Annotated in this window: 8 protein-coding genes, 1 tRNA gene and 1 pseudogene; 6 read left to right on the top strand and 4 right to left on the bottom strand. The window is 62.9% G+C overall.

The annotated features are described in order from the left end of the window. The first annotated feature begins 1074 nt into the window (after nucleotides 1-1074). Nucleotides 1075-3720 carry a toll/interleukin-1 receptor domain-containing protein gene (locus AB0G11_RS39685; RefSeq protein WP_357591805.1) on the top strand — a complete coding sequence of 882 codons (2646 nt, stop codon included), beginning with the start codon at nucleotides 1075-1077 and terminating at the stop codon, nucleotides 3718-3720. Between the two features lie 122 nt (nucleotides 3721-3842). On the opposite strand, the pseudogene AB0G11_RS39680 reads toward AB0G11_RS39685, so the two are convergent. Further along, a pseudogene (locus AB0G11_RS39680) lies at nucleotides 3843-4703 on the bottom strand (leucine zipper domain-containing protein). A gap of 242 nt (nucleotides 4704-4945) precedes the next feature. Here AB0G11_RS39680 and AB0G11_RS39675 point away from each other — a divergent pair. From AB0G11_RS39675 to AB0G11_RS39665, 3 genes are all read left to right on the top strand, one after another. Next, entirely contained in the window at nucleotides 4946-6289 is a 1344-nt protein-coding gene (locus tag AB0G11_RS39675) for a toll/interleukin-1 receptor domain-containing protein (protein WP_357591803.1), read from the top strand. A gap of 78 nt (nucleotides 6290-6367) precedes the next feature. After that, entirely contained in the window at nucleotides 6368-6691 is a 324-nt protein-coding gene (locus AB0G11_RS39670; protein ID WP_357591801.1) for a hypothetical protein, read from the top strand. Between the two features lie 131 nt (nucleotides 6692-6822). Beyond that, complete coding sequence (locus AB0G11_RS39665) at nucleotides 6823-7152, top strand: hypothetical protein (RefSeq protein ID WP_357591799.1); 330 nt, start codon at nucleotides 6823-6825, stop codon at nucleotides 7150-7152. Between the two features lie 774 nt (nucleotides 7153-7926). Here the strand turns inward: AB0G11_RS39665 and AB0G11_RS39660 are convergent. Both AB0G11_RS39660 and AB0G11_RS39655 read right to left on the bottom strand, forming a co-directional pair. Further along, nucleotides 7927-8015 (bottom strand) — tRNA-Ser (locus AB0G11_RS39660). Nucleotides 8016-8231: 216 nt separating this feature from the next. Beyond that, nucleotides 8232-8801: a YceI family protein gene (locus AB0G11_RS39655; protein ID WP_219498748.1), complete on the bottom strand. Its 570-nt coding sequence runs from the start codon at nucleotides 8799-8801 to the stop codon at nucleotides 8232-8234. Between the two features lie 95 nt (nucleotides 8802-8896). On the opposite strand from AB0G11_RS39655, the gene AB0G11_RS39650 reads away from it, so the two are divergent. Continuing rightward, entirely contained in the window at nucleotides 8897-9379 is a 483-nt protein-coding gene (locus AB0G11_RS39650) for a MarR family transcriptional regulator (protein WP_219498752.1), read from the top strand. On the opposite strand, the gene AB0G11_RS39645 is transcribed toward AB0G11_RS39650, so the two are convergent. Further along, on the bottom strand, nucleotides 9348-9836 hold the full coding sequence (locus AB0G11_RS39645; RefSeq protein ID WP_219498755.1) for a SigE family RNA polymerase sigma factor: 489 nt from the start codon (nucleotides 9834-9836) through the stop codon (nucleotides 9348-9350). The genes AB0G11_RS39650 and AB0G11_RS39645 overlap by 32 nt on opposite strands. Nucleotides 9837-10054: 218 nt before the next feature. Between AB0G11_RS39645 and AB0G11_RS39640 the strand changes: the two genes are divergently transcribed. Beyond that, nucleotides 10055-11002 carry a hypothetical protein gene (locus tag AB0G11_RS39640; RefSeq protein WP_357591797.1) on the top strand — a complete coding sequence of 316 codons (948 nt, stop codon included), beginning with the start codon at nucleotides 10055-10057 and terminating at the stop codon, nucleotides 11000-11002. The last annotated feature ends 1 nt before the right edge of the window (nucleotide 11003 follow it).

Below are 11003 nucleotides of genomic sequence, written 5' to 3'. Positions count from 1 at the left end.
ATAGAACAGCACACGAAGCTCCTGGGGATGCTGTTGCTCTTGGTCGACAACGCATCTACCAGGGGCTTCTCTGCTTGTAGGTCAAGATCGAGAGCCTGCAACATGCTTGTGACCTGGCGCTTCAGGATGGAAATGGCTCAGTCTCGTGCGGCCCGGGGTGCCGTCACGTTGACGCCCGAGAATAGCGAAAGGCCCTCTCCCCGTCTTAGGGGCGAGGGTCCTTGACCTGCGGAGCATCGGGGATTTGAGCCCACGGACGGTGTTGCCACCAAACCGCGTCAGCAGCTCGGGAGACCCTCGTCCAGGAGCGTCCTGCCTGGACCGACGCCCATCGCTGGCCTTCCTGGGGACGACCTGATACTGCAGTGAACTGTAACCAGGCCCAACCACGACCCGACGATCTTCTAAGGGTGGACGTCCCGCCCGTACTCCTTACGGGACTTCGTGAAGCCAAGAGGCCGTACCTTCCGGAAACGCTAGTAGCGCTCGGCGAACCTGTCGATAGCCACATGAATAGAATCGCCGAACTGGTCACGCGCAATTATCGGGCCAGAAATCTCCCGTGAGAGGATCTCCTCGTACTGCCAGTTTGGGCAGCCTTTCCGGGTCTTGCCTTCTCGCTGGGAAGGGTGTCCAGCTGGGAGCTGATGAAGTGCTTGTGATCCCCCACGGTTCTCTCTTGATCACCCTACGATCGGGCACGAGCCGGTTGGTGCCCATGCCGCATCATCAACGCGGGAGGCCGTCATTCAAGAAACACCCGGTCAGAAATGAACGGACCGAGCAACAAGGCCACCGAGACCGGCCAATAGGAGCATGCAGACAACTTCCAAGAGCGCCCGGGGCTCGGCGGGCAGGCATGCCGACGTCGTCCTCAAACCGCAGACCGTGCTCGTGAACCAATTAGGCAAGGAGGCGGCGGGGCAAGCAGACGTGCTCGTACTATCGTGTGCGGGCCGGCCTCCTTGCTCAGCCATCAAGGTGCTGCAGCGGCGACTGGGGCGGCCCGTGACGTTCTCGACCGCCGCCATCGCCTAGGCCGCCCTGCAGCTCGGCCACAAGAAGTGGGGGTCCATGCACCGAAACACCAGCGCACGCTATTCGACAAGGCGCGGCGCCCTGTCGATCATCTTATTGGTCATTGTGCTCACACAGACCAGTTGGGTGATGTACAGCACCATCACCGCATTCGAGGTCGATATCGACCACGGGCGCTCGCCGTCTTGGGACCTTGTCCTAGGAGTAGCGGCCCTCGGTGAGATGGTCGGCATCCTTTTCATCTTTTTCCGACGCGAACCAGGATTTATCTTCGTCATATCAGCCGAATCACTCCGCGCGTTCATTGCTTTGCTGACCCGCACATCGTCCGACAACTATCTCGTCTTGTCGGCCCTCATTGACGCGGGTTTGCTCATTTACCTTTATGTCCATTTCGGCGATGATCCTGGCGACGTGCAAGCGGACCGTACTCCACCAGATCTCAATGTCGGTTCAGCGGCTGAGAGGGGAGATCGAGAGAGAAGTCTCGAAGTCTTTCTCAGCTATTCGCGTAGACAGTTCTATTTCGCTGAATCATTGATGCTGCGCTTGGAGCGAAATGCTATATCCGTATGGTTCGACACACGCCGGATCCAGGCGGGCGTCGACTGGAGAAAGAGCATGGACCAAGGCCTATCGACATGCACATCCCTGGTGGTCGTGGCTTCACGCGATGCCCTTGCGTCACAGGATGTGAACTATGAGTGGCGCACGGCGCTCGCATGCGGCAAGCGGATATATGTCGTCCTCTTCGAGGCCGTTGAACTACCGCCTGAACTGAGCCGCGAAGCCGTGGCGATCATCGACATGCGCACCCGGTTCGAACCGAAGGCGATGACGCTGGTCAATCTGCTCGTCCAACCCCGTCATTACCGCGACAAGGCTGCGACGGGGAACGCCCTCCGCCTTCCGCTGCGCCAGCCACCAAGCACTTCCTTGGTAACGATCGCCCTGACTCTGACGCTCGCAGCGAGCTTGTTCTTCGATGTACTGAACTTTCGAACGCTGGTGGCGATCACCACACCACACGGAAAAAATATCCCAGAAGAAAGCGACGTAAGCTTCACGACCCATCTGCTCGGATACACTTTCCACGGGCTATCCAGTAAAGTCTACGCATTCTTGGGCATCGCCGCCGTCACCTTGCTGCTCACGACAATAACGGCGTTCCTTCTGGTGGCGATCATTTATCGACGGAGATTCGCTCTTGCCCTGCTCCCCCTGGCGCTACTCGGCCCAGGCTGGCTTTACCTGAACACCAGCTTCATCAATCACTCGACCAATCACGTCATTGTGAGTATCAGCGGCGGCCTCATGTCGACGCCCGCCAATCTGCACTCCTCGGCATGGCGAGATTTCTACGACATGATCCTTGGCCGGTACGTGAAGTACAGCTCGTCATCTTCTTTCGACTATGGTTCTCCCTTTCTCTCCGTAGGAGACGCGGCGCCATTCTTGACGACAACCAGCGCGCATTGGCGCTGGCCGACGCTGGCGCTTCTCGTGCTCGGCGCGATTAACTTCCTGGTGGCACAACGCTCCGGTTCTCTTTATCGCTGGCTGGCAACCGGCAGTGCACCTGAGAAGTTGCGATTTCAGCACAATGGACCCCCCAACGCTCGCAGTAGAACTCGTCGCATCCACTCCGGGTCCACGGTCGGCCCACTTAGGTACCCCGATCGATCGGGACGACCAGAAACGCTGTGGTCAGGAGGCGTCGAGCAGCAGAAACCACTACGGACCGCATCCGAGCAACCGCTACGGTGGCATCTGCTGCATCATCCCGCGGACTACCATGTCGCGGCGGAAATAGAGACGGCGCTGGCCGAGTGTGTGCACAGCGGCGGCGAAAGCTTGCAACGGCGTGACGTCTCCATCGTCCTGCTGACTAACCACACCCAAGTGGCCTGGCTAGGAGATCTTGAGCGGAACAACCCCGACCTGATCTATGTGATATGCACGACCATCCAGCCTGACGAGACCCTGAAACGACTTCACCGATACCAGTGGTTTGACTACCGTGAGCGTTCGTACGACAAGCTTGTGCTTCTCGGGAAATCACTACAGGCGAGCTCGTCGGCGAGTGTGAGTTATTCCTTCCCGGCACTTCCGGAGGGGTTGACGAGAATGGTCATGCCGGGGCCCGTGCGGTACAAGAGTCACTCCATGAGACTGTTCTCGACATGGCTGCTGGCCATAACTCTGTTCGGGCAGGGCAATGTATACAGCAGTTTTGTGCACGATGAAGGCTTGGGCCGCCTTGTGCCGGCGCTGGCCGAGCTGATGTTCTGGATCAGCATACCCTGCTGTCTCTACCTTTTCTGGCTGGCCGTCGAACTCGCGTCATCCCGCACCACTTACGCGCGATTCCAACGGCGTTTGAACGTGGTCATGGTGGCCCTGCTCATCACCCAGCTTCAATTCCTGTTGTCTTTCGACGACCAGTTCGGCATTGTTCTACTGGGTACGCTGATCAACGTTTTCATGGCGATAATCTGGTTCACCCCCGACGCTGGCCAGATACAACGATGGCTGCCGGCCGAGCAGAGCCGGGCGACCAGCACAGTCGGTACCCTGGCCGTACCGTTGTGGCGCCAATACAGGATGTCATCGATGATTTATCTGGCCCTGTTCGTGTTCTGCTATTCGTCGGGCGTGATCTTCTTCGCGGACGTCGCATAACGGTCTCGGCGCCCACATGAAAGCACGCGACCTGGACTCGTCCAGTTCGCCACGGCCGCTTGGCCGACGCGCTCGATTTCAGACAGCTTGCACAGTGCCGGGCTGCGACTAGATGTACTTGGTCATGAACTTCGTGCCAGTCGGCTGATCGGTGGTCGGCCGCCGAGGGCTGTGTGCGGCCAGGTGGTGTTGTGGTGCTCGAGCCAGGGGTCAAGGGCTTGGGTGCGGTGCTGGTTGCTCGTGTAGGGCCGGCTGTAAGTCCATTCAGTGGTCAGGGTGCGGTTGGAGCGTTCGGCTTTGCCGTTGGCCTGTTGGCCCGTGGGCAGCGTGGGCGGGTCAACGTCTGTCGTGCGCCCAGGTGGGCGCAGGTCGGCGCAGGTGGCGCCCTTCTCGTCGGTGAGGACTTCGGCGTAGGCCAGGCGGGTGTGGTCGTCGATGACGGTGTGCAGGTAGTCGTAGCCGATGCCGATGCCGCGGACCTGCTCGCTGCGACCGTGTGCGCGCTGGCCGCCGCCGTCGGGGATGCGGCCGAGCTGCTTGACGTTGACGTGGACCATGTCGCCGGGTGCTGTGGGTGGCGGTGCGGATCGGCGGGCCGGTGAGGGGTCGCAGGCCAGGATGGGCAGGCCGTGGCGGTGCTGGATGCGGTGATGATTCTGGTCGGCACTCCCGTGGCCCGGGCGATGTGGTCGGGTCCGGCCCGCACCTGGCGCGGGTGGCCAGCACCTGCTACTTGGTGGCGGCGAGGTGCGGCGCGGTCAGGAGTGGGGGCCGGTGCGCCGTTCGCGCAGTCCGTCCTAGGCCTCGGCGCGGAAGTGGCGCACCCATCGATGCCCGCACTGGCGGAGATACCGAGTTCAGCGGCCGCATCGCGACGGGCGGCCGTCGAACTCGACATGGCGAATCAGCAGGCATCTGCCATGAAACGTCAGCCGGACGTAGCGTGACCCATCAGGACCTCCGGCTGGTGGTGAAGTCGGCAACTCCACTACGCCCGGAGATCTTTTACGTGACCAACAACTCACGACCGCGTGTCACCAAGAACTTGGCCAAGTACAACTAGAGCTGCGACTAGGTACGTAGGTACTAGGCTGGTCCAGCACGGTTCGATCTAGGCCCTACGCCTTCTGCGCGTACCAGTTGGATCCAAGCCGGGGAGTGAACGGAGAGTTCTAGCTGTGCCCATGCCCCAGTGGACCCTGCTACTCAGGGGCAGGGTCCTACGATGAATGTGGTCAACGACGACGGCAAGCCCTCGATCTTCATCAGTCACACCGAGGCTGATGGGGCGATCGCCAACGCTGTGAGCGAAGCCGTTACTGCGTTGTTCGGTGCTGGCGCCGTCTCCGTCGTCTACTCGACGAGCCGCGAACTCGGCGGCGGCGTCCAGTTCGGGGAGAACTGGTTTCAGTGGATCACTACCCAGGTACGGACTGCGACTGTGACGCTCGTACTGCTGACGCCAACATCGGTGCACAAGCCATGGGTCTTATGGGAGGCAGGGGCGGTCTACGGGGCGGCTTTGGCCGAACCCCAGGCTCGACTACGCAGCGTACGCCCCATCGCCTTCCATATTGGCATGAATGACATCCCTTCGCCGCTGCTCAACAGCCACGCCCACATCGCGCGGGGAGATACCTTCTCGGATGTCAGGCTCCTGCTTAACGAATTCATCGAACAATTCAGCAGCGACCCCGCCTCGACGATCAGGGCCGCCCAGAACGTCGAGCGCGCCGTAACCCACTGGCTCAACACCGTTGCCGAGGCGCTGCGCACTGCTCCTCTGACTCCCACCGAACCGATCGTCAATGAATGGTGTGAAAGGCTGGACGCTCTGGCCACGAGCGACAGAGCGTCGGAGGTCCGTCAGGTCCACGAATGGCTACTGGTGGCATTCGGCCAGAAAGAGGGCATCGAGGAAAGGCCTATCGATATACGCCTGCACCGCAGGCTTGCACAGCTGTACATGGCGACTAAGCGCTATCAGGAAGCGGCCGAACAGTTCGAAATGGCCCGTAGGCTGTCCCCGCGCGACTTATTTGTCCTGCGCTCCCTGGGTCAAGCCTATATAGACTGTCAGAACTACGAGAGTGCTGAAAAGATACTCAACAGCATCGCGGAGTTGTCGCCGAAGGCGTTCGTGAAGAACGTGGAATGCGCGGCACTGAAAGGCCGATGGCTCCGAGAGCAGGACCGGATAGCCGAAGCCAGGGAAACTTACGCTGCGGCGTTCTCCGCGAACCCAGCTTCATATTACCTCGCGGATCTGCTCGGCATGTCTGAGCTACAACTGGGCCGAACAGAAGATGCTGCACGGGTCTACCGTCAAGCTATGCAGATCATTGATCGGCTCGTCGAGCGGAATGTTTGGGTCAACGCCACCGCTGCCACTGCCGCCGTCGTGAGCGGCGAGTTAAACCGTGTCGTGGAGTATCTTCAGGCGGTCAGAACCCACAACCCTACAGATGCCGAGGTTGAAACCATTGTGCAAGGCTTGCAACGACTCCAGCGTCCCCTGAATATCCCCCCCGAACAGATAGCTAGTTGGCGCGCCACCCTGCAGGGGTGACCCCTTGTAAAAGCAGGGCTTATTCGTTCAGGCGTGATAGGTCGCGTAGAATTTGATGAGCATCCTAGGAGGGGCCTGGTGGCCAACCGTGTTTTTACAAGCTATGACTACGACAAGGCCCTCAAAGATTTACTCATCGTGCAAGCTGGGAACCCAGATTCGCCCTTCGAGGTGCATGGCTGGTCGATCAAGGAGCCCTCTGTCGTGTGTGGCAAGCACACGCACACCGCTAAAGGCGTCGCCATCGCACTCAAGATCGCTCAGGACGAGCCGATGGAGTACTTCTTGCTCAAGGGCTACGCCAGCAAGGTCTGCACCAAGCCGACGACGGCAACAGCTGGTGACAAGACGTACGACTGGACGTGGAGGAACCTTAACCTCCTGATCGGCGGAGCCCGGTGAGCCAGGACCCCGAGCCCCGGCCCCCTGCGGAGGTAATTGACCTCTACAAGATGGCCGTGGAAATGGCGGACCGAGTGTCAGCCCGCAGGGGAACTTCGAACTCCTTTTTCCTATCGGTTCAGACCGCCTTCGTGGCGGTACTCGGACTCGCCAGCCCCGGCCTCACCAAGTCGCTGTGGGCATCAACCGCTGTTGCCCTCGCTGGTATCGCTCTGTCGGCCACCTGGTGGCTCCAGCTCAAGAGCTATCGTGATCTCAACCGAGCCAAGTTTGAGGTCATCAACAAGATCGAGGAGCAACTGCCGATCAAATTATTCTCCGATGAGTGGGCCACCCTCAAGCGCGACCCGGTGCAGTCGTGGCGCACTCGCTACGCCGAGCTGGGTGTAAGCGAACGTCGCGTTCCGTTCGTGTTCATGGCAGTGCATGTTCTGCTCTTTGTGGGAAGACTCGTCGGATGATCTATCTCGACGAGATCGCTCACCGCATCCGTGACAATCAGCCGGGCGCCTGATCGCCACCAGCCGCCACAAGTTGTTCGTCCTTCAGGCCAAGTCGGTCTGGGGGTAGCGCGGAGATGGCGCTACAGCGTTGGCGCCTGTTCAGACATCGCGACACTCGCCACGCGTACGGTGATCACCGCATCCTGGCTGGGCTGGTGTTGTAGACACTACGGACACACAAACCGGACCCCGTCGGACCATCGACATGTGGACGCTGATGCCTCCCCGCCCCTTCACGAGTACGACGTGTGTCTATCCGTTGCCGAGGAAGAACGTCATTATGTCCAGGAAGTGGCGCGGCAACCCCAGACGGAGCGTTCGGCTAGGTCTGGGGAGGTCGGCGTGCGGTGCTCGGACCGGTGCCGTCCGGGACCGGCCTCCAGTCGCACGCCCGGACGGCGGGCGGAGGGTCGGGGGTACCGCGCCGCGGCTTGATCCTCATAGGGACTATTTGGCAACGATCTCGGCTGCCATCTGGAAGTACGTGTACGGCGGCGGCGTGCCAGGTAGCTCGATGACGCTGAGCTGACGCGCTGGGTGGTGCATGGCGAGCGGTTGGTCTCCGACAACCGGTGGATCCGGCTCGGGATGGCCGATGTTGAAATGAGGGGCGCCATCGACCGCATGGGCGCGGCTCTCTGGGGCTCGGTGTGAGGGGGCCAACTGCAACCCTGACGCCCTAAGGAACGAGGAAGGCCCTCGACCCGAAACTGGGCGAGGGCCTTCAACCTGCGGAGGATCGGGGATTTGAACCCCGGATGGTGTTGCCACCAAACCGCATTAGCAGTGCGGCGCCATAGACCTGACTAGGCGAATCCTCCTGGTAGCCACGTGGCTCAGGACAGCGTACCGGCCTTCTGGCAGTGCGGCAAAGCGGTTCCCGTCACGCGTCCCCGCGCGGCCGCCTCGTCGCTGTCCAATCAGTGTCCAGCGAGTTGTCCACACCCTGTGGGTAACGGGCTGTGGACAAAGCCCGCTCCTGGTCAGGAGCGGGCTCAGGGCTGTGGATAACCCCCCGCTGTGGACAACCGCGAAGCCTAGGCGGCAGCCGCCGGGTTCGCCTCGCCCTCGATCTCGACCTTGATCTTCTTGCCGACCAGAACGCCGCCCGTCTCCAGGGCCTGGTTCCAGGTGAGGCCGAAGTCCTCGCGGTCGAACTCGGTGTTGATGGAGAAGCCCCAGACGGCCTGGCCCCACGGGTTGGTGCCGGCGCCGCCGTACTCGACCGTGAGCTCGACCTCCTTGGTGACCTCGCGGATCGTGAGGTCGCCGACGACGGTGAACTCGTCGCCCGAGTGGTCGGTGACGCGGGTGCTCTTGAAGGTGATCTCCGGGAACTTGTCCACGGCGAGGAAGTCGTCGCTGCGCAGGTGGCCGTCGCGGTCGGCCACGCCGGTGGAGATGCTCTCGGTCTTGATCGTGAGCTCGGCGGACGAGTCCAGCGGGTTCTCGGCGATCGTGACGGAGCCGGAGAAGTTGGAGAAGCTGCCGCGTACCTTGCTGACCATCATGTGCTTGACCACGAAGCCGATGGTGGTGTGGGCGACGTCGAGCGTGTAGGTGCCGGCGGCGGGGACGGTCAGGCCGTTCCAGGTGCGGGTGCTCATGGGGTTCCCTCCGATGGAGCTTGTTGTGCGGACGTTTGCGCCAACAAATTTCTACACGAGGAATATTCCGCGCGTCAACCAACGTCCGTTAGGGTATGAGCGTGACGAACATTGACGACCCCAGGCTGACGGCCATGGGCCTGCTGGCGGAGGTGCATGCCGGGCTGACGGCCAGGATGCAGCCGGTGTTCAGCGCGGCCGGGCTGTCGGACGTCGACTTCGAGACCCTGGTCAGGCTGGGGCGTTCGCCGCGTCAGCAGCTCCGGATGACCGATCTGGCCGCGCAGACCGGTCTGTCCACGAGTGGCGTGACCCGCGTGATCGACCGTTTGGAACGTGACGGCCTGGTCTCCCGCGAGGCGTGCGCCACCGATCGGCGCGCCTCCTACGCCACGCTCACCGGGTCCGGCCGCGACAAGCTGGAAGAGGTGCTGCCCCGCCACCTGGAGGACATCGACGAGTGCCTGACCGGGCTGCTGAGCTCCGCCGAGCTGGAGACGTTCCTGGCCACGCTGCGCAAGATCCGGCAGGTCGTGCGGCCCTGCGCTACGGCCGGGGCAGACCCAGTTCACTCCTGAGCTTGGCCATGGCCCGCGACACCGTGCTCTTCACCGTGCCGACGCTGATCCCCAGCGCGCTGGCGATCTCCGGCTCGGTCATGTCCTCGTAGTAGCGCAGCACGATGGCCGCCCGCATCCGCTCGGGCAGCTTCTGCAGGGCCAGTTCGAGCCGCTCGTGCACGTCGCCGCAGGCTTCTGCCGGCGTAACCACCTCGGGCAACTCGTCGGACGGGTACTCTTCCAGCTTGCGCCGTCGCCACTGGGAGATGTTGATGTTGACCATCGCCCGACGCACGTACCCGTCGAGCGCCCCCCGGTCCTGGATGCGGTCCCATGCGAGGTATGTCTTGGTCAGTGCGCTCTGCAGGAGATCCTCCGCATCCAGAGGGTGTCCGGTCAGCTGCTTGGCGGCACGCAGCAGCGCAGGGCCGCGCGTCATCACGTACTCGCGGAACTCCTCGTCGAATCTCTGCATCCCGGCCAGAATCCCAGCCCGGGGCCGCATTCAGGCAGAACCGCAATTCAGGATTCGGCCCGCCGTGGATAAAGGTCAGTCAAGGTCGGTGGCAGTTTGTATGACGCCGGATGTCATCTCCTTCCCCGGGGGATGCGTATTTTGCTCCCGTGTGCGGTGGAAGGCCCTGGCCCAGCCGCATGCGTGTGACTCTGGTACCCGGGACGAGGGAGGGGCGGATGGGCTTTCCTGATGTTGAGCGTCGCCGGGTGCTGGCAGCGGCGGCGCTGGGGCGCGAGGCGGCGACGCCGGGCCCGGGGCCGGAGGGCGGCGAGCCCCTGCGCGCGGTCACCGGCGAGATCCTCGACGTGAGCCCGCACATGATCGCCGTCGAGACCCCGGACGGGAGGCAGGAGCGCCTGGTCATCGCGCCGTGGGCGACCGCGTGGCACGGCGGCGACGTCGCCCCGGCCGACCTTCCGGTACGGGCCACCGTGCTGATGAGGGCGTTGCGCGAGGGCAAGGTCGTCGAGCGGATCTGGGCCGACACCGTACGCCTGACCGGCACCATCGTGTCGATCGAAGGCCGCAAGGACGTCACCGTGGAGCTCGACTGCGGCCCGCACCGGGGCCGCCGCACGATCGTGATCCCCTACCGCGCCACGGGCCGGCTGCGGGTGCGCCATCCCCAGTTCGAGCCCGGTTACCTGTTCGACGCGATCGGGGTCAGGAAGGACGGCGCCGCGCTGGCGCTGCTGCCCGCCACGTCGCAGCCCGCCTACCCGGCGCGGGCCGTGCCGCCGCCACCGCCGTCCTACGCCGGCGCCCAGGCGCGCATCGCGGGCACCATCACCTGGTCCGATGTGTTCGACGGCGAGGAGCGCGGCGCCGCGTACCCGATGGTGGAGCGCTCGGACGCGGGCTGCCCCGACGCGGGCGTGTCGTGCGCGGCGCTGCCGTACCTGGCGATCGGCTCGCTGCTGCAGATCCAGAACGTGTGCGCGAATCGGTCGGCGGTCGTGCCGATCGTCGCGTGCGGGTGCGTGGCCGGGCGGTTCTGCGACCGGTGTGTCGAGTGCGGCACCTCGCCACGCGGTCGGATCACCGAGCTCTCCCCGGCCAGCTACGTGGAGCTGGGCGGGGACCTGGTGAACGGGTGTTTCAACGCGCAGATCGGATTGGGGTGAC

Source organism: Nonomuraea sp. NPDC023979 (assembly GCF_040639085.1).
GTDB classification, from domain to species: Bacteria; Actinomycetota; Actinomycetes; order Streptosporangiales; family Streptosporangiaceae; genus Nonomuraea; species Nonomuraea ceibae.
This window is presented reverse-complemented; position numbering and strand designations above follow the sequence as displayed.

Bases quoted from the DNA above. Each gene is read 5' to 3' on its own strand.
- AB0G11_RS39645 (WP_219498755.1), bottom strand. From the start codon at position 9,836: ATGCAGAGATTCGACGAGGAGTTCCGCGAGTACGTGATGACGCGCGGC.
- AB0G11_RS39655 (WP_219498748.1), bottom strand. From the start codon at position 8,801: ATGAGCACCCGCACCTGGAACGGCCTGACCGTCCCCGCCGCCGGCACC.
- AB0G11_RS39640 (WP_357591797.1), top strand. From the start codon at position 10,055: ATGGGCTTTCCTGATGTTGAGCGTCGCCGGGTGCTGGCAGCGGCGGCG.
- AB0G11_RS39675 (WP_357591803.1), top strand. From the start codon at position 4,946: ATGAATGTGGTCAACGACGACGGCAAGCCCTCGATCTTCATCAGTCAC.
- AB0G11_RS39650 (WP_219498752.1), top strand. From the start codon at position 8,897: ATGAGCGTGACGAACATTGACGACCCCAGGCTGACGGCCATGGGCCTG.
- AB0G11_RS39685 (WP_357591805.1), top strand. From the start codon at position 1,075: ATGCACCGAAACACCAGCGCACGCTATTCGACAAGGCGCGGCGCCCTG.